At 35.2% G+C, this 22,792-nt stretch carries 21 protein-coding genes and 3 tRNA genes; 14 read left to right on the top strand and 10 right to left on the bottom strand.

Going from position 1 to position 22,792, the window contains the following annotated elements:
- Nucleotides 1–21: 21 nt before the first annotated feature.
- Both ACFZP3_RS07135 and ACFZP3_RS07130 read right to left on the bottom strand, forming a co-directional pair.
- Nucleotides 22–906: an Rpn family recombination-promoting nuclease/putative transposase gene (locus tag ACFZP3_RS07135; RefSeq protein WP_264688444.1), complete on the bottom strand. Its 885-nt coding sequence runs from the start codon at nucleotides 904–906 to the stop codon at nucleotides 22–24.
- A gap of 377 nt (nucleotides 907–1,283) precedes the next feature.
- The gene (locus ACFZP3_RS07130; RefSeq protein WP_265016508.1) at nucleotides 1,284–3,197 is read right to left on the bottom strand and encodes an ATP-dependent helicase; all 1,914 of its coding nucleotides are present in this window, start codon (nucleotides 3,195–3,197) and stop codon (nucleotides 1,284–1,286) included.
- A 260-nt stretch (nucleotides 3,198–3,457) separates the two neighbouring features.
- Between ACFZP3_RS07130 and ACFZP3_RS07125 the strand changes: the two genes are divergently transcribed.
- The 9 genes from ACFZP3_RS07125 to ccmE are packed head-to-tail and all read left to right on the top strand — an operon-like array spanning nucleotide 3,458 to nucleotide 11,591.
- Nucleotides 3,458–4,735: a hypothetical protein gene (locus ACFZP3_RS07125; RefSeq protein ID WP_265016509.1), complete on the top strand. Its 1,278-nt coding sequence runs from the start codon at nucleotides 3,458–3,460 to the stop codon at nucleotides 4,733–4,735.
- Between the two features lie 60 nt (nucleotides 4,736–4,795).
- A complete protein-coding gene (locus ACFZP3_RS07120; protein WP_253309432.1) occupies nucleotides 4,796–5,383 on the top strand; it encodes an NADH-quinone oxidoreductase subunit J in 588 nt (195 codons plus the stop codon).
- On the top strand, nucleotides 5,374–5,682 hold the full coding sequence (nuoK, locus tag ACFZP3_RS07115) for an NADH-quinone oxidoreductase subunit NuoK (protein WP_019236815.1): 309 nt from the start codon (nucleotides 5,374–5,376) through the stop codon (nucleotides 5,680–5,682). Before ACFZP3_RS07120 ends, nuoK begins: the two co-directional genes overlap by 10 nt.
- A 4-nt stretch (nucleotides 5,683–5,686) precedes the next feature.
- A complete protein-coding gene (nuoL, locus tag ACFZP3_RS07110) occupies nucleotides 5,687–7,534 on the top strand; it encodes an NADH-quinone oxidoreductase subunit L (RefSeq protein WP_386086968.1) in 1,848 nt (615 codons plus the stop codon).
- Nucleotides 7,535–7,537: 3 nt separating this feature from the next.
- Nucleotides 7,538–8,980: a NuoM family protein gene (locus ACFZP3_RS07105; RefSeq protein WP_253309434.1), complete on the top strand. Its 1,443-nt coding sequence runs from the start codon at nucleotides 7,538–7,540 to the stop codon at nucleotides 8,978–8,980.
- Nucleotides 8,977–10,341 (top strand): NADH-quinone oxidoreductase subunit N, encoded by a 1,365-nt coding sequence (locus ACFZP3_RS07100; protein WP_386086969.1) that lies wholly within the window; start codon nucleotides 8,977–8,979, stop codon nucleotides 10,339–10,341. The genes ACFZP3_RS07105 and ACFZP3_RS07100 overlap by 4 nt, the downstream gene beginning before the upstream one ends.
- Before the next feature lie 17 nt (nucleotides 10,342–10,358).
- A complete protein-coding gene (locus ACFZP3_RS07095; protein ID WP_253309436.1) occupies nucleotides 10,359–11,081 on the top strand; it encodes a biotin--[acetyl-CoA-carboxylase] ligase in 723 nt (240 codons plus the stop codon).
- Nucleotides 11,078–11,215: a hypothetical protein gene (locus ACFZP3_RS07090; RefSeq protein ID WP_253309437.1), complete on the top strand. Its 138-nt coding sequence runs from the start codon at nucleotides 11,078–11,080 to the stop codon at nucleotides 11,213–11,215. The genes ACFZP3_RS07095 and ACFZP3_RS07090 overlap by 4 nt, the downstream gene beginning before the upstream one ends.
- Nucleotides 11,199–11,591 (top strand): cytochrome c maturation protein CcmE, encoded by a 393-nt coding sequence (gene ccmE, locus ACFZP3_RS07085; protein ID WP_386086970.1) that lies wholly within the window; start codon nucleotides 11,199–11,201, stop codon nucleotides 11,589–11,591. The genes ACFZP3_RS07090 and ccmE overlap by 17 nt, the downstream gene beginning before the upstream one ends.
- Before the next feature lie 77 nt (nucleotides 11,592–11,668).
- On the opposite strand, the gene ACFZP3_RS07080 is transcribed toward ccmE, so the two are convergent.
- From ACFZP3_RS07080 to ACFZP3_RS07065, 4 genes are all read right to left on the bottom strand, one after another.
- On the bottom strand, nucleotides 11,669–12,097 hold the full coding sequence (locus ACFZP3_RS07080) for a hypothetical protein (protein ID WP_253309439.1): 429 nt from the start codon (nucleotides 12,095–12,097) through the stop codon (nucleotides 11,669–11,671).
- Between the two features lie 121 nt (nucleotides 12,098–12,218).
- The gene (locus ACFZP3_RS07075) at nucleotides 12,219–12,533 is read right to left on the bottom strand and encodes a hypothetical protein (protein ID WP_253309440.1); all 315 of its coding nucleotides are present in this window, start codon (nucleotides 12,531–12,533) and stop codon (nucleotides 12,219–12,221) included.
- Nucleotides 12,534–12,595: 62 nt separating this feature from the next.
- Entirely contained in the window at nucleotides 12,596–14,134 is a 1,539-nt protein-coding gene (locus ACFZP3_RS07070) for an MgtE intracellular N domain protein (protein WP_386086971.1), read from the bottom strand.
- 192 nt (nucleotides 14,135–14,326) lie between these two features.
- Nucleotides 14,327–14,402, bottom strand: a tRNA-Ala gene (locus ACFZP3_RS07065).
- A gap of 442 nt (nucleotides 14,403–14,844) precedes the next feature.
- Here ACFZP3_RS07065 and ACFZP3_RS07060 point away from each other — a divergent pair.
- Nucleotides 14,845–14,917: transfer RNA gene (locus tag ACFZP3_RS07060), tRNA-Lys, on the top strand.
- Between the two features lie 19 nt (nucleotides 14,918–14,936).
- Nucleotides 14,937–16,190: an NADH-quinone oxidoreductase subunit NuoF gene (gene nuoF, locus ACFZP3_RS07055; RefSeq protein ID WP_253309962.1), complete on the top strand. Its 1,254-nt coding sequence runs from the start codon at nucleotides 14,937–14,939 to the stop codon at nucleotides 16,188–16,190.
- A gap of 28 nt (nucleotides 16,191–16,218) precedes the next feature.
- On the opposite strand, the gene infC is transcribed toward nuoF, so the two are convergent.
- From infC to nuoI, 4 genes are all read right to left on the bottom strand, one after another.
- A complete protein-coding gene (gene infC, locus ACFZP3_RS07050) occupies nucleotides 16,219–16,737 on the bottom strand; it encodes a translation initiation factor IF-3 (RefSeq protein WP_386086972.1) in 519 nt (172 codons plus the stop codon).
- Nucleotides 16,738–16,749: 12 nt separating this feature from the next.
- A complete protein-coding gene (gene thrS, locus ACFZP3_RS07045) occupies nucleotides 16,750–18,651 on the bottom strand; it encodes a threonine--tRNA ligase (protein WP_253309443.1) in 1,902 nt (633 codons plus the stop codon).
- Nucleotides 18,648–18,836: a hypothetical protein gene (locus tag ACFZP3_RS07040; RefSeq protein WP_187297136.1), complete on the bottom strand. Its 189-nt coding sequence runs from the start codon at nucleotides 18,834–18,836 to the stop codon at nucleotides 18,648–18,650. The genes thrS and ACFZP3_RS07040 overlap by 4 nt, the downstream gene beginning before the upstream one ends.
- Before the next feature lie 65 nt (nucleotides 18,837–18,901).
- Complete coding sequence (nuoI, locus tag ACFZP3_RS07035) at nucleotides 18,902–19,384, bottom strand: NADH-quinone oxidoreductase subunit NuoI (RefSeq protein ID WP_386086973.1); 483 nt, start codon at nucleotides 19,382–19,384, stop codon at nucleotides 18,902–18,904.
- 213 nt (nucleotides 19,385–19,597) lie between these two features.
- Between nuoI and mnmE the strand changes: the two genes are divergently transcribed.
- From mnmE to ACFZP3_RS07020, 3 genes are all read left to right on the top strand, one after another.
- On the top strand, nucleotides 19,598–20,926 hold the full coding sequence (gene mnmE, locus ACFZP3_RS07030; protein WP_264688437.1) for a tRNA uridine-5-carboxymethylaminomethyl(34) synthesis GTPase MnmE: 1,329 nt from the start codon (nucleotides 19,598–19,600) through the stop codon (nucleotides 20,924–20,926).
- Nucleotides 20,927–20,973: 47 nt separating this feature from the next.
- A tRNA-Ser gene (locus ACFZP3_RS07025) sits at nucleotides 20,974–21,061 on the top strand.
- 168 nt (nucleotides 21,062–21,229) lie between these two features.
- Complete coding sequence (locus tag ACFZP3_RS07020) at nucleotides 21,230–22,246, top strand: NAD(P)/FAD-dependent oxidoreductase (protein ID WP_386086974.1); 1,017 nt, start codon at nucleotides 21,230–21,232, stop codon at nucleotides 22,244–22,246.
- Nucleotides 22,247–22,792: the final 546 nt, after the last annotated feature.

The following is a 22,792-nucleotide window of genomic DNA, read 5'->3' as shown; positions in this document are numbered from 1 at the left end:
ATGCGGTTTGACACAGTTTATTTAACACTCCCCTTCAATCTCACTAATAGAAAGGCCTGTAAACTTGACAATAGTGTTGACATCAACATTATTAGCCAGCATTGCTTTTGCGACTTCAATTTTCCCTTCAATTTTCCCTTTCTCTATACCTTTTTGTATACCTTTCTCTTCAGCAAGATCAAGTCTGTATTCAAGAATGGCTTCTTCTTTCCGTAGATCCATTATTCTTTCTTCGTAAGCTACTAAATCTTTTTCGTTCCAACGAAACTTGTCTAATTCATCATATGCTAGCTTTATTATTGGCGCTTTTTCTGCTATCTCTTTTAAGTCCTCTTCTGTTGTTTCTTCTGCGTATTTAAAAAAGAAACACCACCTTTCTACTATACTTTCTAACTGCTCTACTTTACTTTTTGAAAATTTGGGCAATTCTATAAAGATAAATTGAAAATCTTTTAAGTAATGGCCGTTAGTTTTTATATCACGTATATTGTGAGTAGAAATATAATCAACTTCTTCAGGAAGTAAGTTACAATTTGATATAGCAATAAAGAAGACTTTCTTTAAATCAATGTAGTTGCCAGATTTATCTAATTGTCTTGAGTAGGCTTTAGCGGCATATAATTGAGCGCGTTTTTCGAAGCCCTTGTCTCTAGCAAGCTGCATTTCTGCTATATATCTATTTCCGTGAGAATCCTTGCAGAGAACATCAACAATACTTTGTTTATCAGAGGCAACTTCGGGATCCATAATAGTGCTAAGAAACTCAACTTCTTGTATTGCATTTATCTCAGTAAACCCTAAAATATCGTTCAAAAAGTGGATCAGGATATTCTTATTTTTTTCCGTTCCAAAGATTTTTTTGAAACACAAATCATTGCGAGGATCGAGAAATTTTGAAAGAGCCATGGCAAAAATGCTTGAAAATATTAATAATTATACACTATTATTAACAATTATTCAACCATATTTTTGAAGATAGCTATAGCTATGCTGCCGCGGTATCTCTTAGCACAGATCCCGCTAACAAGTAGCGGGATGACGAGGATGCCGCCGCGAACCGTCATAGCGCCGCGGCGCTAACTAGTAGCGGAATGACGGTTTTTCAAATTGTCGGTAAATCTAAGTCAGTTTAGCTATAGGCAGCAATTTTCTGTATTTATTTTAAATTGAAGAAAGCTCAAATGAAAGATCATGTTTTGCTAAAAATCACAGAATGCAGTCTGGTTACACATATAGTTGAAGTAATTCAGATTTGTAAGATATGTTTATCTGCAGTTATAGCTTCAACAGTAGGCGTTACTCTTGATTACCTCAACATTTTCTCTTGGCAATTCTTTAATGAACCGAGAAGTGCGCATCGGTTGCCACTGGTTGTTAATTTCCCTCCTATCTGCACATGAAATGATTAACCTTTCTTTGGCTCTGGTTATGCCAACATATGCGAGTCTCCTTTCTTCTTCTAAAGCTTTACCACTTTTATCTTCAAAAGATCTTTGATGAGGAAATAATCCCTCTTCCCAACCAGGTAGAAACACGCACGGGAATTCAAGTCCTTTGGCTGCATGAAGAGTCATAACATATACGGTGTCATCGTTATTCATATTATCCACTTCCATCACTAGACTTATATGCTCCAAGAAAGTTGTGGCATTATCGAAATTTTTTAAAGATGAGATGAGCTCCTTGACATTTTCTATTCGTGCTAAGCCTGTTACTTCCTCATTTTCAAGCATTTCAATATACCCTGATTGGTTTGCTACGATTTTAACGAATTCATGCAGTGGTTTTACGCTTACTATTTCTTCCCAAGCTTTAATTTTATTTAAAAAATCATTTAGTGAGAGTTTAATTCTTTCGGTTACTTGATTACTATTAACTAATATTTTTGCTGCCTCAAAAAAAGAAATTTTGTTATCCTGAGCAGTCGTGTATATTTTCTTTAGAGTTGTAGCTCCTATGCTTCTTTTTGGCCGATTTACGATCCTTTCGAAAGCTAAGTCATCGTTATTGTTTGTAACGAGTCTTAAATATGCAATTATATCCCTGACTTCCTGACGTTCGTAGAATTTTACGCCACTTATAATCTTGTAGGGAATTGAATATTTTATAAAATACTCTTCGAGAACTCTAGTTTGAAAAGTGGCCCTTACCAGCACTGCAATGTCACTAAATCTGTATTTATTGAGCTTTAATATCTGTTCGCTTATGAACCTTGCTTCAGCTTTTCCGTCCCATAATTTTATTAGATTTACCTTTTCCCCTTCAACGTTTGTTGTCCACAATTTTTTTTCTAGCCGAGTTTTATTGTGATTGATAACATATGACGCAGTTGCAAGTATGTGAGATGTTGATCTATAGTTACACTCTAGTTTGACAGTTTTTGCATTTTTAAAATCATCAGAAAATTTTAAAATGTTTTCAACTTCTGCACCACGCCAACTGTATATTGACTGATCGTCATCTCCCACACAGCAAATATTTGAGTGCTTTTTTGCAAGGTATTTTAGCCAAAGATATTGTATTGCATTTGTATCTTGATACTCATCTACCATGACATACTTAAACTTGTTTTGGTAGTAGGACAGAACTTCGGTCTTTTGATTAAAGAGTTGTATGTTATATAGCAATAAGTCACCAAAATCGACAGAGTTAAGGAATTTTAACCTTTCCTGATACTGGTGATAGACTTTGAGTGCAATCACGTATACTGATCTAAATGATTGAACGTCTTCCACTTCAGATGGCAACAAACACTTCTCTTTCCATTGCTGAATAATATTCATAATGGTCTTACATTTTTCTGATAGGTAATCAGGGCTGATTTCATTCATGATGTTTTTTATTACCTGTAATTGGTCATCCACACCAATAATTGTAAAATTGGAATTTAGCCCCACGACTTCAGCATGATGACGTAGAATTTTTGCTGCAATTGCATGGAAAGTGCCAAGCCATGGTATGTTTGTGCCTGTTAGCTCAAGTACCCTTGATACCATCTCATTTGCTGCTTTGTTTGTGAATGTCACTGCTAATATCTCATCAGAGTAAGCGTGACCGTTCCTAATTATGTGCGCTATTCTTGAAGTGATCGTTCTTGTTTTTCCGGTTCCGGCTCCTGCCAATATTAAAACCGGTCCATCTATGTTAGTTACAGCTAATTGTTGTTCTGGATTTAGCAGTGAGAGATAATCGTTCATTTGCAGCTCTATAGATTATAACTTCGTAAAGTTAAACCTATGATCGAAATATTGTAAAGGTTTTATTGAATAGAACAGTTAAAGAATGTCCTAGGTGTATGGTCCCACCATACCAATTTATTGTACTAATTCTAGTATAACCTGCCGGGACAATCTATTTCAGTTCCAATACCTTACATTATAAGGATACAAGTCAATAATTGACAATCACTGAGATACAGGCTAAAATGTTTATATGATAATTCTTGTGAGGAGGAAAAATGGATTTTGACAAATATATTAAAGGCAATGCACTTTTTATACATGGATGTGTTGCTGTAGATATAGTGGTTAAAGAGCTAGTAAGGTTTTTACAAAATGAAACACACATTACAGAACTTGGTCTAGAATGGTGTAAAATTGATGATGAAGATGCAAAAGAGTTAGCTAAGCTTACACATCTTACTTCACTTGATTTATCCATGAACAACATTAGTGATAAAGGTGCAAAAGCTTTAGCTAGTCTTACCAGTCTGACTAGACTTAACTTATTGAGTAACAATATTAGTGTTGAAGGTGCAAAAGCTTTAGCCAATGGCAAGCTTAAAAATCTCAAGCAGCTTAACTTAGAAAACAACAATATTGGTGATGAAGGTGCAAAAGCTTTAGCCAATGGTAAGCTTGAAAATCTCAAGCAGCTTAATTTAAAAAACAACAATATTGGTGATGAAGGTGCAAAAGCTCTAGCTAACGGTAATCTTACAAGTCTTGAATGGCTTAAATTATCATGTAACAAAATTGGTGGTAAAGGTGCAAAAGCTTTAGCTAATGGTAAGCTTGAAAATCTTAAATATCTTGATTTAACGCAAAATAATATTGGTGCTTCTGAAGGTGCAAAAGGGTTGGCTGAAGGTAATCTTATCAATCTTGTTCAACTTAATTTAACCCGGAATAAGATTGGTAAAAAGGGCGCAAAAGTTTTAGCCAATGGTAAGTTTGAAAATCTCGAGCAGCTTAACTTAGAAAACAACAATATTGGTGATGAAGGTGCAAAAGCTTTAGCTAATAACAATCTTACAAAGCTTGAATACCTTAGTTTAAAAGACAACTACATTCGTAATGAAGGTGCAAAAGCTTTAGCTAATGGTAACTTTACAAAGCTTCAACATCTTATCTTAACCGAAGGTGTTGGTGATGAAGTTAGAAAAGAGCTAGAAGCTAAGCTTACAAATTGTACTGTTGTTGTACATTACCATAATCAAAATCTACCATTCAGTCCTGAAAACAATAGCAAATATTATGCTGGCTACAGTACAGCAATTGGCTTATTTTTAGGTTTGAGCATAGCATATCTTGCAGGAGCTGCTGCTTTAACTCCTGTTGTTGCTGTTGCAGTATTTATTGCAGCCACTGTTGTTGGTGCACTGGTGGGTTATGGTATTGGAAAATTTTGTGAAAAGGTCAGTGAAGAGAAGCAAAATGATCCTGATATGAGTATGTGTACTGCAATTAAGAATGTCCTTATCCCTGAGTGTTTAATCCATAAGGTAGGCATTTAGTATTGACTTTACAACGATAGTCACTTTAAATTAGTAATTGTTGTTGCAGTTAAAGTATCGATGCCTTTTTTCTTTTATTTTTTCGCAATTCTTAGCATTTTATCTGCTGTTTGTGTAATTAGTGTAAGAAATCCTGTGCATGCAGTATTATTTTTAATTTTCACCTTCGTTAATTCTGCAGTTCTTTTTATTCTCCTTGGAGCTGAATTCATTGCTATGATGGTGCTGATAGTATATATCGGTGCGGTTGCAGTGTTATTCCTTTTTGTAGTTATGATGCTCGATATTGACTACATAAGGTTGCGCCAGGGTTTTGCGAAGCATTTCACTCCTGGTGCTATATTATGTGTTGTGTTTTTTCTGATTATCAGTTTTGTAATCCGCAGCTCAACGCTGAATATAAGTAATGTTATAAACTATAATGCCAATAACGTGAAAGCTATCGGTAATTTGCTCTACACTGACTACATGTACGCTTTTCATCTTTCTGGTATTCTGCTGCTTGTTGCAATTGTCGGTGCAATTGCTCTTACTTTGCAGGACAAGAAAAAAGGAGTTAAAAAACAGAATGTATTAAAGCAATTGACACAATCTTCATCTGTAAAATTGGTTAAGGCTAAATTTGGAAAAGGAGTAGAATGGAAATAGGATTAAATCATTTTTTGATAGTTGCTGCTATTTTGTTCACTATTGGGGTGTGCGGTATTTTCATTAACCGTAAGAGCATAATCAATATACTGTTATCAATAGAAATATTATTGCTGGCGATTAACATCAATTTAGTTGCTTTTTCTGCCTTTATGAATGATATAGTTGGGCAAATTTTTGTGATGTTTGTGTTGACTGTTGCGGCAGCAGAGTCAGGAGTTGGGCTTGCAATATTGGTTGTATATTATAGAAGTCGTGGCAATATAGATGTTGAACAAGCGAACTTAATGAAAGAATGAAAGTATGATGGATATACTGAAATTAATAGTATTTTTGCCACTCTTTGGTTCGCTATTTGCAGCACTTTTTAGAAAAAGTCAGTTAGTTACAACGGCAGGGATTGGAATATCTGCAGTTTTATCTTGGTATGTTTTTCTCACCTTCTCTGAAAACTATCATTTAGTTTTATTTCCTTTGTTTTCATTAAGTGTATTAAAAGTAAATTGGGCAATTAGTGTGGATGCTCTCTCATCCTTAATGCTTATTGTTATTACCACCGTTTCACTAGTAGTCCACCTCTATTCTATCGGTTATATGGAGCATGATAAAGGGAAGTCGAGGTTTTTTTCTTACCTATCGCTATTTACGTTTTGCATGATTGTGCTGGTTGTAAGCGATAATTTCGTGCAGCTTTTTTTTGGCTGGGAAGGGGTTGGCCTATGTTCTTATTTACTCATAGGATTTTGGTTCCAAAAATATTCTGCAAATAATGCAGCAATTAAAGCATTTGTTGTAAATAGGGTAGGAGACTTTGCACTATTAATTGGAATCTTTCTTATTTATTATACATTTCACTCTTTGAAATTTACTGAAGTTTTTGACACAGCTGATCTTCTTGGCGCACAGAACATTAGGGCATTCTGCTGTGAATTTAAAATAATTCATATAATATGCATATTACTTTTTATTGGCTGTATGGGTAAATCTGCACAGCTTGGTTTACATGTTTGGTTGCCAGATGCAATGGAAGGGCCAACCCCTGTTTCTGCACTCATTCACGCAGCAACGATGGTAACAGCAGGTATATTTTTAGTAGCAAAATGTTCTCCATTGTTTGAGCTATCAAATGTGGCACGAGAATTAATAGTTATTGTTGGGGCACTTACTGCTTTTTTTGCAGCTACGGTTGCGATTACTCAGAACGATATAAAAAAAATAATTGCTTATTCAACCTGCAGCCAACTTGGTTATATGTTCATGGCATGTGGGCTTTCTGCTTACAATGTTGCTATTTTTCATTTAATGACACACGCTTTTTTTAAAGCTCTACTATTTCTTGGTGCTGGCAATGTAATTCATGCAATGCATCATGAGCAAAACATTCAGAAAATGGGAAATTGCTGGAAGAAAATCCCTTGCACTTACACTCTCATGTGGATTGGGTCTCTTGCGCTTTCTGGAATATTTCCATTTGCAGGTTTTTACTCAAAGGATTTGATAATTGAACATGCTTATAGCACGGATAGCTTTGCTTTTGTAATAAGCTTAGTTGTTCCATTCTTCACAGCGTTTTACTCTTGGAGGTTATTGCTTCTTGTGTTCCATAGCCAAAAACAAAGTAAAATTAATATACATGAAGCACCGAAGATTATGCTTATACCATTACTGATACTTGCTTTTGGATCGGTATTTTCTGGAGTGTGGGGAGCAAATATTTTGAACATAACTAGTAATGCGTTTTGGAAATCAAGTTTAATGGTGATTGATGAGCATGGAGTTCATAATTTCTTTATAAAACTACTACCAACCTTGGCAAGCCTAAGTGGAATAGCTCTTGCGTACCTGATTTACCAATATCAAGTAATTAGGCAAATTAAGAGTAAATTTTTACTTAAGTTTTTGCAGAATAAATGGTACTTTGATGAGGTGTATGAGTTTGTTATAATTGCACCGATAAGGTTTATATCTAGGCTTCTATGGAAGTTTGATGTTAAGGCTATTGATTCATTTGGACCAAATGGTGTTGTAAGGTTGGTTAACGAATGTTCAAAAAGTTCTATAAAGTTACAAACTGGTTATATATTTGATTATGCATTTATTATGTTTGTTACTTTAATAATCGGTGCTTTATATATTATTGGAATTAAATAGAAGGTGTTGTTACTTAGTATATTCTTGCTTCCACTGATAGGAGCGTTGATTTTATCCTCGATCAGGATTAATCATCAATCTATACACTTAAGATTCCTTGCCCTATTTTTTGCTGTACTTCCATTTTTGCTTAGCATTGTAGCTTGTATAGAATTTGATTATAACAATGCGGACTTTCAGTTTGTCAGCTATCCAGTAAGAGATATTGGAATAGGGGTGGATGGAATATCGTTGCTTTTCCTTCTACTTACGACCTTCTTGTTTGTTATTTGTATGCTCTATAATTGCAAAATGAGTTATACGACCCTAAAAGCCTATATGGCATTATTTCTACTGCTTGAGAGTTTTGTAGTCGGTTTTTTCGTTTCACTGAATGCTATAAGCTTTTATGTGTTTTTTGAAGCTGTCTTAATACCAATGTTCTTTATTATTGGCATTTGGGGAGGGAAGCAAAGGATATATGCGACGTTTAAGTTATTTCTTTATACATTAACTGGCTCATTATTATTTCTACTTGGGTTGGTATACATCTATAGTGTTTTTGGAACGTTTAGTATACAAAAATTAGCTACATTAGTGCCAAGCCTTGATCTTGAAGTGCAGTCATTGCTGTGGATTGCATTTTTTATTTCTTTTGCAATAAAAGTACCTATGTTTCCATTTCACACTTGGCTTCCTGATGCGCATGTGCAATCACCAACTTCTGGGTCTGTGATTTTAGCTGGCTTGCTTATTAAAATGGGGGGATATGGATTTTTAAGGTTTTCTATTCCAATGCTTCCTCAGGCAAGTTTGTATTTTTCAAATTTCGTTGTTGTGCTGAGCATTATTGCGGTGATATATGCTTCTCTAGTTGCGTTTGCTCAAGATGATATAAAGAAGTTAATAGCTTATTCTTCAATAGCACATATGGGAATCGTTACCGCTGGCCTCTTTTCATTTTGTGAGGAAGGAGTACTGGGTAGCATATTTCAAATGATTAGTCATGGCCTTATTTCTGCTGCTTTATTTTTGTGTGTTGGAATGCTATATACTCGAACTGGAACTTTGGAGATTGCAAAGTACTTTGGCATAGTAAATACAATGCCAAAATTTGGTTTTATGTTCATTTTGTTTTCAATGGCTTCAATAGGGCTACCTGGAACATCTGGGTTCATAGGTGAGTTTTTGGCTATGGTTGGAATGTTTAAGAGCATAGGTTTTTTTACAGGATTTATCGCACTTGGCACTATTTTAAGCGCAGTTTATATGCTGAATTTATGTAAGCAAATAATATGGGGGGTTAGCTATTCTAAATTATTAAATAATCGCTTGGATAGCATAGAATTTTCTGTCTTAATTCTGCTTGCAGTGTTTGTTATTTTGCTTGGATTCTACCCAACCCTTGCACTGAATTATTTGAAGCCATGTATGGCAAATTTGTTAGTCAAATATAATGCGCTATGAATTATATACAGATATTGCCGGAAACGTTCTCTATTATCTCCTCGTTAGTGTTGCTACTGCTTGGAATTATATTTAACCGCCGAACTATCAACTTATTAGCACTTGGCTGCACATTGGTAACTTTGATTATTTTAATTATTTCGGCAGAAAACAATGAAATTTTTCTCTTTAATTCGTTGTTAAAACTCAATTTATACATCAGGTCAGCCCAAGGGTTAATTCTCAGCACAGGAATTTTAATACTTTTGATGCTGAATTTATCAAAATATGACTATAAATATGAATTTTCAATACTGATTCTTTTTGCGCTATTTGGCATGATAACTTTGGTTTCAGCAAATAGTCTGATTTCTTTTTACTTAGCTTTTGAGTTGATGAGTATATCTTTATATGTTCTTGCGAGCTTTAATAAAGATTCAGCTTATTCATGTGAAGCAGGAGTGAAATATTTTACACTTAGTGCACTATCTTCCTGCATTATGCTATATGGAATGTCGCTGCTTTATGGATATACAGGACAAGTCAATTTCTCTGAGCTCTGTTCATTCTTGCAAAACCATCAGATAACTTATGGAATAGTTTTTGGGTTAGTTTTTATCCTTATTGGTTTGTGTTTCAAGCTTGCTATTGCTCCTTTTCATATGTGGGCTCCAGATGTCTATCAAGGTGCACCTACCATAGTAACTGCGTTTTTTTCTACGGCCCCAAAAGCTGCACTTGTAACATTTTTAATTCGATTGATGAATGAAGAGTTAGTAAATGTAAAAAGTTATGTTCAGCCTATTTTCTTATACGTTTCAGCATTGTCTGTGCTTATCTCAGCTTTTGGGGCCTTGCGTCAGCAAAACTTAAAAAGGCTGCTTGCTTACAGTTCAATTGGTCACATTGGTTTTATATTTGCTTCACTTTCTATTTTTACACAAGCAGGAACAGATAGTGCCTTAATGTATTTGGTGATATATATCATCACAAGCATAGGACTATTCTCATATCTCGTACAAATTGACGATGACGATTGTGATATTGCAAATTTATCTGGTATAGGGAAGAAACACCCAATTGTAGCATTTCATCTTTCTGTACTGTTACTCTCGATGTCGGGAATACCTCCACTTGCAGGTTTTATCGCTAAATTTTTTATATTCAAAAGTTTAATAAATTCTGGCTTTATCAGCCTGTCTTTGATCCTTGTAATAGCGAGTGTGATATCATGCTACTATTATTTAAATATCATGAAAGTTATGTATTTTGATAAAGCTAGTGGTAATAAGGTTGCTTATTCTAAGGGTCTATTCATTATCACTTCAGTGGCTTCACTTATCAACCTCGTTCTTTTCTTATACGTTTTACTCACTCATTGAACTAAAGGGCTGACAAGGTGATCCCTAAGGGCTTTCATATTCATCATTACAAAGAAGTTTCAAGCACTAACGAAGAAGCGTTAGATTTAATTGATAAAGGAATATCAAATGAAACTGTCATTATTGCTGATAAACAAACAGAAGGTAGGGGACGCACTGGAAAAAGCTGGATTTCTCCAGAGGGTAATCTCTATGCGAGTTTGATAATTAACCAAGAAACGGATGTCAGCAAATTGACAGAATTGACTTTTGTTACTGCTCTTGCTGTTGGCAACACGTTACTATCATTTATAAGTGACAGTAACGTTCAACATAAATGGCCAAATGACATTCTAATCGATGGCAAGAAAATAAGTGGAATATTGCTTGAAAAAAGATCCAATTCGAATTGGCTCATTATAGGAATTGGAATTAATGTCAATCATGCACCACTTCCAGGAACAACGTGCATTAGCAATTACGGTGAATCTGTGTCTAACATGGATCTGTTAAAGGAATTAATAATAAATTTTAATAAGCTAAGAAAGCAATGGCTATTTGATGGGTTTTATGCTATAAGAGAAATGTGGTTAAAAAAAGCATTCAAAATGAATGAGCAAATCAGTGTAAAGTTAGCTGACAAATTGTATGAAGGAATTTTTGCTGATATAGATAAAAGTGGTAAATTGGTGTTGCAGCAAAAGGATGGAAGCTTAATTTATTTTGATGCAGGTGAGTTATTTATTGATAATGCATTATGAATACATATGTAATTTTTGCTTACCTTATTAGTTTCACGCTGATTGCTGGAGAGCTAATTTTTACCATTTCTTGCTATATTAAAAGTAAAAAAATCTTAGAAAGCCTTAAAAGTAATAATGAAGAAGAAACATAAGCGATTACTTATAACTTCAGGAATTTTCTGCTTTTTAAGTTGTGCAGTTTTTTTTATTTTAACAACGCTCAAAGAAAATATCTCATTTTTCTATACAGTAAGTGAGGCAATAGTTTTACCAAATAATCAAAAGCCAATCCGTGTTGGTGGAATGGTTGTTGAAAATAGTGTGATACGGAGCGAAAGCGAAGTGATTTTTCAAATAACAGATTTTAATAAGAGCGTTATGGTGAAATATCAGGGAATACTTCCACCAATGTTTTCAGAAAAAAGTGGTGTTGTTGTGCAAGGTAAAATGTTTGATAATAGTACTTTTCTTGCAGATACAGTGTTTGCAAAACATGATGAGAACTATATGCCGAAAGTTTTAAAATAGATTCCCTAATTCAGCTGTATTGAAACGATATGTAGAGAGAGTAACAGCCTGCTAGCAAGCTGTTACTTTCCTAACTACTATAATATATCAGAGTGAGTTGGCGCTTCCCATTCATCTATGTTATCACCACCAGTTGTTCCTGTTTTTAATTTTCCAACCTCTTCATTTAGGTTGTCAAAGTTTTCTTTCAAAAATTTAAGATCCTTCTTATTATCCATAACTAGCTCTTCAACCCTATTTGAATTATCATACAATTCATCCATATAATCTTGATGACCTTTCAACACGTCATTCAATTTAGGAACAAATGTGTCATTTAAATCTTTGACTAGTTTATCTAGAATTTTGTGGACGTAATCGACCGACGCATTCTTTTCTTTATTGCCTTCAAAAGATTTAGGCTTAATTTTGACCTCTATGTCATTTATTATTCTACGATTGGTACCGCTCATTCTGCTTGTTACTCCAAAGTTGCTTTCGCTTTCTTTTACACTGTAATTACTCATATTAACTCCTATAAAAAATTAGAATTTAAAACTAACTAGTTACCTTGAAATGGTATGTGAAAAAAGTAATAGCCCACTGGGCTATTACTTTTTCTTATTTTTGCTAATTATTAGCTATTTTCTATCCTAGTGGATTTAACTCTGGAGAAAAAAAGGTGTTGGGATTTGTTATGTCAGAATCCGTGAATGAATCTACTTCATCTCTCAATTTATCGATTTTCCCAATTAAACCTGAATCTTTATCACCAATTTCCTTCTTTATTGTAGATAAGTGCTGTGTGGTTTGGCTTACTACATTATTGATATGTTTTATTATGGGATTGACTGATTCTACAAATGTGTCAGCTTTTACCATCCCTTTAGTTCCTGTTATCTCTTTTAATGGTGCCTCAATTAACTCCACATTAAATTTTTTATCTTCTGTTGAATTATTCATGTTTATTAACTCCTTAAATAATAATATTAAAAATAATGTTATTCATTATCTTCTGTAATCTGCTAAACAGATATGGAGTAATCCTGAACAGTATAAGCATCATTACTGTTAAGGTAATACTCTTCATTTACTACAGAAGAATGTTGATAGCTAAATTGATTGGGGTTAACTATATCATCACCTTCCAGCAATTCCTTAAGTTCTTCAAGTTTTTCTTTCATTTCCTCTTGTTTCTTGTTTTGTTCATCAAACTTCTCTTTTAATGCATCAATAATAGCTTTAGACTGATCTTGATTGCTGAGATCACCAATCACAGCTGTCACTTTCTCATAAGGCAGTTTGTGAATGATGTCTTTAAGCTCTTCTGCGCCTATGTTATCCAAAAGTTCTTTAAACTGCTCATTAGACATATTGCGAGCAAAAGCTTGAAGTTTGTCTGGGTTATCAACTAAAGACTTAATGATAATCTGAATCTTATTAGGATCAGTTAAATCTCGAGCTACTATTGCAAGTTTCTTGTGGTCTAGCTTATTAATTAAATCATGTAATCTATCTCCTTCTAAATTGTGTACTAGGGCTGGAAGTCGATTTTTCAACGTTTCGTCCAAAATAGTGTTTATACTTTTCTCATCTGCATCTTTTATTAGTTCTACAAACTGATCATTGCTTATTGTCTTGATAGCCTCCAGAAACTGATTCATTTTAAGGTGAGGGAAAATTTCTTTTACTTGGTCTAGATTTAAGTCTTTCACTAGGTTTGTAAGCTGATTTTTATCTAAAAGAGGAACAATTATTTGTAACTTTTCTGGATTTAGTTCCTGAGCAAGGGTTTTTAGCTGGTGATTGGTTAGATGATCCACTAAAGCTTGGAGTTGTTCATCCATTAAGTTCTCTGCTAAGACCTGCAACTGGTTTGAATTTAGTTCAGGAATTATTTTTTGCAGCTGCTCATTCGTTAAATTCTGTGCTAAAATCTGGAGTTGATTTGAATTCAGTTCAAAAATTATTTTTTGCAGTTGAATAGGTATATCAAGTAACATATTATTCACTATTTCCTTTATTTCCCCTGCATTACAAGGTGCTACGTTTTTTTGCAGCGCTGTATTGTAAGGTGAATCGATAATATTTCCTTTTTTATCTGAGAAATAGTATTTACCACTTTCGTCTCGCGTTACGTATTGATACGATACAGCTTGTGCAAGAAAATCCACACTACTGTATCTTTCACTGTTATCTCCTACACTAGTTACTACGTTTACTAGCTGATCATTAAGGTATATAAGAGAATTATTAGTGGCATCTCGGTTATACCAGTTATTAGCGTTCAGACTTTGTCCCGATTCATTAAGACAAGTATACATTCCGTTATGAAATTGACAGAAGTTTACGTTTAGTGTTAGCACCTCTTCACTTTTATCATTCAGCGGTATAAAAGCAAGTTTAGCAATTTTGTATGGTCTACTCACATCAGCATTATCTCTGCCAGAAAAAGAGGTTCCTAAACAAACATTTTTGCCTGGATAGCATGTCATTCCTTCGCTTATCACAAGAGACTTTTCAGGTACCATCTTAAAAACATGCTTTTTTCCACTCATAGGCATTACCAATAAATTAACTGTTAGTATTCTAACATTTATTGATTAATTTATTATTAAATTGGTATATATTAGAATTATAATAAAAAACATTACTTGCATAAAGAAAAGTTACAGAAAGAGGGATTTTTTAGGGAACTAGTATAAAATACTAATGGGCTAAAATAAGCTGACTTTATGATATGCTAGAACCTATATTGGTGGAGGCAAGCGGGATCGAACCGCTGACCTTCTGCGTGCAAAACAGATGCTCTACCAGCTGAGCTATGCCCCCAATTCTTGCTTAAAGCATAAATCACTCAGGCTGAAATGCAAGAAATATTTATCTGTTATAGCTAAACTGACTTAGATTTACTGACAATTTGAAAAACCGTCATTCCGCTGCGTGTTAGCGGAATCTATCTGCAGCAGTGTGACGTGTTAGCTATAGGCTATTGCTAAGCATTATAATAGTGCACAAATTCTGCAGGGTATATACAGTTTTCTATTTTTCTTATCTCCTTAGCGTTATACTTCACACCATCCAAATAAATCTGTGAACTGAAAATTAACAAGAAGTTTTCCTTTAAAAATTTTTTAAATTATCCATAGATTTTTTAACTAAATTATCACTAACGCAGTATATTATATAATTTATTTAACCACACATGAAAATTTTAGTTTGATTAAAACGGATAAAAACTGTATTGATGTTTAGTATAGCTGAAAAATGAAATGATCCCGTAGCTCAGCCGGTAGAGCAACTGACTTTTAATCAGTGGGTCACGCGTTCGAATCGCGTCGGGATCACTCACAAATTTTGAAAAACATGCTAAAAGAACAAGACAAAATATTCACCAACCTAAATGGTAAAGAAACTCCACTACTTAAGGGTGCAAAAAAACGTGGTAGCTGGCAAAAAACAAAGGAGTTACTAGATTTAGGATCAGAAAAGATCATTGATGAAGTAAAGAAATCTGGTTTGAGAGGTCGAGGGGGTGCAGGATTTTCCACCGGCCTTAAGTGGAGCTTTATGCCCAAAAATCTCCCAAAAGCATATTTAGTAGTCAATGCAGATGAGTCAGAACCTGGTACATGTAAAGATAGAGATATATTGCGATATGAGCCACATAAGTTACTTGAGGGAATTCTCCTAGCCGGCAAAGCGATCAGCGCATCAGTTGCGTATATTTATATCAGGGGTGAATTTTATAATGAATATTTAGTTCTAAAAAAAGCACTTGAGGAAGCCTATAAAGAAAACTTAATTGGAAAAAATGCCTGCAAATCAGGTTATGATCTTGATGTGTTTATCCATAGGGGTGCAGGAGCTTACATATGTGGGGAAGAAACAGCTCAACTCGAATCAATTGAAGGAAAAAAGGGCTTTCCTCGCATGAAACCTCCATTTCCCGCAGGTGTTGGACTTTTTGGCTGTCCAACCACAATAAACAACGTTGAAACTATAGCCATGGTTCCAGATATTCTAAATCGCGGAGGAGAATGGTTTGCATCTCTTGGTAAACCAAATAATACTGGTACTAAGATTTTTTGTATTTCAGGACATGTAAACAACCCGTGTAATGTTGAAGAAGAGCTCGGAATTCCACTACGTGAATTGATTGAAAAATACGCAGGTGGAGTGCGAGGGGGTTGGGATAATTTACTTGCTGTAATACCTGGTGGGTCTTCAGTGCCATTAATTCCAAAATCTATATGCGATACTATTGAAATGGATTTTGATTCATTAAGAACCGCACAATCAGGGCTTGGTACTGCTGCTGTAATAGTGATGGATAAATCAACTGATATAATAGCTGCAATAGAGAGGTTATCACACTTTTACATGCATGAGTCCTGTGGACAATGCACACCATGCCGTGAAGGTACTGGATGGATGTGGAGGATTATGAAGAGGATGGTGGCAGGAGATATTAAGCCTGATGAAATAGATAAGCTGCTTGACCTTACAACTCAAATAGAAGGACATACAATTTGCGCGCTTGGTGATGCTGCAGCTTGGCCGATTCAAGGATTAATAAGACATTTTCGCCATGTTATCAAAGAGAGAGCGATAATTTAACTCTACTTATACTTCTTAAGCCGTTTTGCTACTTAGCAACCAAAGTTAAAAAATATTGATTTCCTTCTCTTTTAGGTGCTAATTCTACCTTTGCAATATCTTCAGTGTCTCTAATTAGCCGTTCTAATTTTTCCAGTCCAACTTCAGTGTTTATAAGCTCTCTCCCTCTAAATCTCATTGTAACTTTAATTTTATGTCCATGCACAAGAAAATCCATTGTTTGACGCAATTTTGTTTCGTAGTCGTGATCACCAATATTGGGACCCAGTTTAACTTCTTTTATAGTTAATGCTTTTTGTTTCTTTTTTGCTTCACTTGCCTTCTTTTTTGCATCATATTTTTGTCTGCTGTAATCCAGAACTTTACATACTGGAGGAGTTGAATCAGGTGCAATTTCCACCAAGTCTAAACCGACATTCTGAGCAGATGCCAAAGCTTGTTCTATTGGCACAATTCCGACCATTTCACCACTGTGATCAACTAAGAGTACCTCCTTAGCTGTGATGAGTTCATTAATTCTATTTTTATTGTTCTTTTTTATTTGCAAACTTTAACTCCCTTAATTCAAATTAACACTTTTTAACAGCGATTCAGTAGCCTTTTCCAAAGAAAAAGACTCCTGTCTTTCTGATCCTAAATTTCTCACTGACACAGTTTTACTTGTAACTTCATTTTTGCCTATAATCCATAATATAGGAACCTTGTTTGAACTATGCAAACGTATCTTATAACTAATTTTTTCATTGGTCAAATCAGTCTTGACTCTCACACCTTGTTCTTTTAAAATATTGCTAATTTCTGTGGCGTAACCGTCAGCTTCATTTGTAATGGTCAGAATAGCAAGTTGCGTTGGAGCAAGCCAAACTGGAAATTTTCCTGCATAATTTTCTATCAAAATTCCGATAAAACGCTCAAAAGTCCCAAGAATTGCCCTATGTAACATGACAGGGTGATGCTTGTGCCCATCTGCCCCTATATAAAAAGCTCCCAGACGTTCTGGTAAAATGAAATCAACTTGTAATGTTCCACATTGCCAATTTCTGCCTATTGCGTCTTTCAAAACGAACTCTAACTTTGGACCATAAAATGCACCTTCACCAGGGCTCAGTTCATAACTCAAGCCCGCTTCTTTAACGGCTTCAAGCAGCGCTTTTTCAGCTCTATCCCACACTTCATCATTACCGGCTCTAATATCTGGACGGTCTGAAAATTTCACAGAAATTTCATTGAATCCAAGCTCTGAATATACTTCTTTTAAAAGGTCACAAAACTTTACAGTTTCAGAATTTACTTGTTCTTCCATACAAAAAATGTGTGCATCGTCTTGCGTAAAACCACGCACTCGCATCAGTCCGTGCAATGAGCCTGAGCTTTCATTTCTATGGCATGTACCAAACTCTGCCATACGTATTGGTAGATCACGATAGCTTCTCGTGTGAGAATTAAAAATCTGCACATGACAAGGACAATTCATAGGTTTTATTGCTAGCTTTTTGCTTTCAGATTCATCAACAATGAACATATTTTCACGAAATTTATCCCAATGTCCCGACTTTTCCCACAGTTCTTTACTTACCAAAATAGGAGTTTTTACTTCAAAATAGCCATTATTTATCAATTTCTTTCTTATATAAGACTCAAGAACATTATATAGAGTATATCCTTGTTCATGCCAAAAAACCTGCCCGACAGCTTCCTCTTGGATGTGAAATAAATCCATATCCTTAGCAATTTTGCGGTGATCACGTTTTTCTGCTTCTTTGAGACACTCAAGGTAAGCGTTTAATTCATCCTTATTTCTCCATGCGGTGCCATATATTCGCTGTAACATTGGACCCTTAGAATCACCACGCCAGTATGCTCCTGCAACTTTCATAAGCTTAAACGCTTTGACTCTGCCAGTTGAAGGAGAATGTGGACCGCGGCATAAGTCAACAAAATCGCCTTGTCTATAAACAGTTAGGTTTTCACTCTCTGGTATAGAGGATATAATTTCAACCTTATATTTTTCGCCTATACCACTAAAGAAATCAACTGCCTGCTTGCGAGTCCAAACCTCTCGAACAAATCTGTGATTACTTTTTACAATCTCTTTCATTTTCTTTTCTATTGCAGCAAGATCATCCGTAGTGAAGGTACGATCTGTAGCAAAATCATAGTAAAAACCGTCCTGAATTGTTGGGCCAATAGTAATCTGAGTATTAGGAAATAGCTCTTTCACTGCCTGCGCCATTATATGAGCAGCATCGTGCCTTATTATGTCCAAACCCACTTCGTCACTCAGTTGTATCACCTCTATCTCTGTATCAGATTCAATTTCACGTGAGAGATCATACAACTCACCGTTTACTTTCAATGCAACTGCTTCTTTCAAAGCATCCAGTTGTAATATATCAAAGCCAGTGACTTTATCGTCATATTCTTCTATTCTTTTTTCAGCTGGAAAAGTAATTTTAATCATTTATCGACCCTTTTGTCTAACCCTCTCTTTGTCATCCCAGTGCGTGACACTGGGATCCATCTTATTTTTATAATGGAAATTAGTTTAACGTATGCTCCTAAAATCTGTTGTCCATTGCACAATTTACAAATATTTTTATACCTGGATCCCAGTGTCACGCACTGGGATGACAAAAAAAGGAACACTGAAATGACAGAAAAACAGCACCTGGGTAACAGAGGAATGATTTGAAAGCTATAAATTTTTAACATCAGTAGTACGGTCTATTCTTTTTTAACCTGAGTGCAATTGCGTCTTCCCAAACTTCACCATTACGCAATAACTTTTCTTTATTGTACATTAGCTCCTCTCTTGTTTCAGTAGCAAATTCAAAGTTAGGACCCTCCACAATTGCATCAACTGGACATGCCTCTTGGCAAAGTCCGCAGTATATGCATTTTGTCATATCAATATCATAGCGCGTGGTGCGACGACTACCGTCTTCTCTTTCCTCTGCTTCAATAACTATTGCTTGAGCAGGGCAGATAACTTCGCATAATTTACAAGCTATGCATCGTTCTTCACCGTTTGGATACCTACGCAACGCATGCTCACCACGAAACCTTGGACTTAAAGGGCCCTTCTCCATAGGATACCTCAAAGTAACCTTTGGCTTAAACATATATTTTAATGTAATAACAAACCCTTTAATTAACTCTATAAAAGACCAATACCAAGCTAATTTCTTGAGCATAAAATATTTAAAACCTATGTTGATAATTATAAATCATATTATCAGTTTTCAAAATAAATATTTTCACCTGAGTGACCTTTGCAGTTTTTTATATAATGTATTTATTAACATGATATTACTATAAACTAGCAAGATAGATAAAAATTTTGAATATTTTCAAATTAGGTATTTTGGTTTCTTAAGTGTAATATTGCTAAGTAGTTTATATAAATAATGACAAACACAAATGAAACTATTTTCGCTTTATCGACCGTATTGGGTAAGTCAGGAGTTGCAGTAATCAGAATTTCAGGCAACTACGCGCTTAAAGCTTTAAATCATTTTCATATTAAGAAAGAAATTAAACCAAGATTTGCTACTTTAGTTGATCTATATGATGATTCCAATCAATTGATAGATAATGGAATAATCATCTATTTCCCTGCTCCAAACAGTTTCACTGGCGAGAACGTTATAGAGTTACAAGTGCATGGAAGCAAGGCAGTCATAAAAATCATCTTAGAGGAATTATCAAAAATTTTCGTTATGGCCAAGCCTGGAGAATTCTCACTTAGGGCTTTTCTAAATAGTAAATTTGACTTAACGCAAATAGAAGGGATTGCAGACTTAATTGATGCTGAGACGAAAATGCAAGCTAAACAAGCGATTAAGCAGATATCGGGAGAATTGGAGAGACTATACAGCAATTGGAGGCAAAGATTAATAACGATACAATCCAAAATCGAAGCATATATAGACTTTCCAGAGGACATTTGGGCAGAAAAAAGTGAATTGAAAAAAATTAATAATGAAGTGCAATCTCTCGTGCAGTTGATACAAGAGCATTTAAATGATAATAGACGGGGCGAAAGGTTGCGTGAGGGTTTACATATTGTAATAACTGGTGAACCAAATGTCGGTAAATCAACTCTATTTAATTTCTTAGCCAAGCGTGATATTGCTATTGTTTCTGAATATGCAGGCACAACAAGAGACGTGCTTGAAGCTCATATTGACATTGGCGGATACCCAATCATTCTCTCTGATACTGCTGGAATTCGTGAGAGTTCAGACCCGATAGAATCAGAAGGCATAAGTCGAGCAAAAAAGAGGTCTTTTGAAGCTGATCTAAGAATAGAACTATTTCCTTTTGAACAACGTTATAATATCAATTGCAACGTTGTAAATAGCGATACTATTTATGTATTGAGCAAAGCTGACGATGCAATTAATGACAGAAATATACTGATTGGCGATGTAGATTTTCTACCTATTTCTATTTTAAAGGGAATAGGTACAAACAAGTTGATCTCTCTCATAAAAAAGAAGGCAGAGGAAAAATTTGGGCATGATAGAGACACTCCTGTGATTACTCGGCAAAGACATAGGAGTCACATGCAGAAAGCACTGGAACATTTACAACGTTTTAATATCGATAATCCAATTGAGTTGATATCTGAAGATTTGAGGCTTGCTGCATTTGAACTTGGTGCGGTGATTGGAATTATTAATGTTGAGGAAATATTGAGTAGTGTGTTTAGCAACTTTTGCGTGGGCAAGTAAAGCTTTTATAGATTGCTTAAAATCAAATGTTGTGATAGAAAAGAAATGGACGGATGGCCGAGCGGTTTAAGGCACCAGTCTTGAAAACTGACGTACGTGATGAGCGTACCATGGGTTCGAATCCCATTCCGTCCGCACAGCATCCCGCGATGTTAGCTGATTTTTAGAGCTTATTTGGACTATGTGGTTCATAACGCTGGAAATCTTATCTAATCTAGCCACATCTTTTAAAAATACATCCCTTTGTAAATTGACCTTATTAGCGAAGAAAGCTAATATCTATAAATAGATTACCATCTGAATATGAAAACCGATATAGTAATAATAGGTGCAGGGCCTATTGGAATATTCACTGCTTTTCAAGCGGGAATGCTTGATATGAGATGTCATATAATAGATGTTTTGGATCAAGCAGGAGGACAATGCACAGCTCTTTACCCAGAAAAGCCAATATATGATATACCTGGTTATCCTGTAATTACTGCCCAAAAATTAATTGAGCAATTAATGGAGCAAGCTTCACCATTTGAGCCTGTTTACCATTTAAGTCAAAAAGTGGAAAAGATTTCGAATAACTGTGATCAAAGCTTTACTATCATAACTAACACAGGTACAGAGGTAAAATGTAAGGCTGTTATTGTTGCTGCAGGTAACGGAATGTTTGAACCTAACCGTCCACCCTTAAGTGGTATATTAAAATATGAAAATCAATCTGTATTTTACAGTGTAAATAAAATTTCTGATTTTCAGGACAAAACTATAGTCATTGCAGGGGGGGGTGATTCTGCAGCTGATTGGACTGTAGAACTTTCTAAAGTTGCAAAGAAAATTTATGTGATACATAGAAGAAAGGAATTTCGCTGCACTCCTGAAACTAGAAATAAATTAGAATCACTTGAAAATGATGGAAAGATAGAACTGGTAGTGCCATATCAATTACACGAACTAGCAGGAGGTAATGGGCAGTTGAGCGCAGTGATAGTAAAAAACATTGCCTCTAAGGAAGAAAAAGAAATATCCGCTGATTCTTTGCTGCCATTTTTTGGATTGTCAATGAATCTTGGTCCAATAAACAGTTGGGGTATAGAGTTAGAACATGGCCGCATAATTGTCGACCCAGCTACACTTAGAACCAGTAGAGATAGAATATATGCAATCGGAGATATAGCTACTTATCCAGGCAAACTCAAGTTGATACTAAGTGGTTTTGCCGAGAGTGCCATGGCTTGTTATGACATATACAAAGTAATCCACAACTCTCCAGTCAATTTTCAATACTCGACTTCAAAGGGAATTCACGGAAAAGAAAAACTTACTTGACACCCTTCGCCAGCCCCCTTATCATGAAACTGAAGGTATTCAGTTATCTTCATCTGTGCAGATTAAACAGCAAGAAAACAACGTAGTTGGCGTCTTATTTTTAATTTTTTGCACTATGTGCACCTTATGTCTTCACAATATTTCTAGGTTTTTACCTATATAAGCTGAAACGCGCTTATAAGTCGTTTAAGACAGTATAGTACGCCAATTTGCAGGATTAGGGAGTGAACACTAATTACCACGGGGTTTCTTTTGCCTTTTTTTCTGCTTAGTAAATTTCTTAAACATTTAAACTAAGGTTAGTTGCATTTAAAAGCAGCTAAATTGCAGTGTTTAAGGCTTAAAAAACGCCAATACTGAAAATAGACAATGACTAGGGCTTCTTTTGCCTTTTTTTTCGTTTAGTAAATTTCTTAACGTTTGTAGCTAAACGACAACCGTCATCCCGCTGCTTGTTAGCGGCCAAGAGATACCGTGACGATATGATGTAGGACTGCTGTCATCCCGCTACGTGTTAGCGAGATACCGCGAATGAATCGCGGTATG

Source organism: Wolbachia endosymbiont (group A) of Norellia spinipes, from assembly GCF_964273535.1.
The sequence above is the reverse complement of the archived record's forward strand: the minus strand, read 5'-3'. Positions and strand labels throughout refer to the sequence as shown.

What these genes read in the sequence shown, in the direction of transcription:
- thrS (WP_253309443.1), bottom strand. Translation starts at nt 18,651, where the DNA reads ATGATTAAAATTACTTTTCCAGCTGAAAAAAGAATAGAAGAATATGAC.
- ACFZP3_RS07135 (WP_264688444.1), bottom strand. Translation starts at nt 906, where the DNA reads ATGGCTCTTTCAAAATTTCTCGATCCTCGCAATGATTTGTGTTTCAAA.
- ACFZP3_RS07070 (WP_386086971.1), bottom strand. Translation starts at nt 14,134, where the DNA reads ATGCCTATGAGTGGAAAAAAGCATGTTTTTAAGATGGTACCTGAAAAG.
- ACFZP3_RS07100 (WP_386086969.1), top strand. Translation starts at nt 8,977, where the DNA reads ATGAATTATATACAGATATTGCCGGAAACGTTCTCTATTATCTCCTCG.
- ACFZP3_RS07075 (WP_253309440.1), bottom strand. Translation starts at nt 12,533, where the DNA reads ATGAATAATTCAACAGAAGATAAAAAATTTAATGTGGAGTTAATTGAG.
- nuoF (WP_253309962.1), top strand. Translation starts at nt 14,937, where the DNA reads ATGCTAAAAGAACAAGACAAAATATTCACCAACCTAAATGGTAAAGAA.
- ACFZP3_RS07080 (WP_253309439.1), bottom strand. Translation starts at nt 12,097, where the DNA reads ATGAGTAATTACAGTGTAAAAGAAAGCGAAAGCAACTTTGGAGTAACA.
- nuoK (WP_019236815.1), top strand. Translation starts at nt 5,374, where the DNA reads ATGGAAATAGGATTAAATCATTTTTTGATAGTTGCTGCTATTTTGTTC.
- nuoL (WP_386086968.1), top strand. Translation starts at nt 5,687, where the DNA reads ATGATGGATATACTGAAATTAATAGTATTTTTGCCACTCTTTGGTTCG.
- nuoI (WP_386086973.1), bottom strand. Translation starts at nt 19,384, where the DNA reads ATGCTCAAGAAATTAGCTTGGTATTGGTCTTTTATAGAGTTAATTAAA.
- ACFZP3_RS07125 (WP_265016509.1), top strand. Translation starts at nt 3,458, where the DNA reads ATGGATTTTGACAAATATATTAAAGGCAATGCACTTTTTATACATGGA.
- ACFZP3_RS07120 (WP_253309432.1), top strand. Translation starts at nt 4,796, where the DNA reads ATGCCTTTTTTCTTTTATTTTTTCGCAATTCTTAGCATTTTATCTGCT.
- ACFZP3_RS07090 (WP_253309437.1), top strand. Translation starts at nt 11,078, where the DNA reads ATGAATACATATGTAATTTTTGCTTACCTTATTAGTTTCACGCTGATT.
- ccmE (WP_386086970.1), top strand. Translation starts at nt 11,199, where the DNA reads ATGAAGAAGAAACATAAGCGATTACTTATAACTTCAGGAATTTTCTGC.
- mnmE (WP_264688437.1), top strand. Translation starts at nt 19,598, where the DNA reads ATGACAAACACAAATGAAACTATTTTCGCTTTATCGACCGTATTGGGT.
- ACFZP3_RS07020 (WP_386086974.1), top strand. Translation starts at nt 21,230, where the DNA reads ATGAAAACCGATATAGTAATAATAGGTGCAGGGCCTATTGGAATATTC.
- ACFZP3_RS07130 (WP_265016508.1), bottom strand. Translation starts at nt 3,197, where the DNA reads ATGAACGATTATCTCTCACTGCTAAATCCAGAACAACAATTAGCTGTA.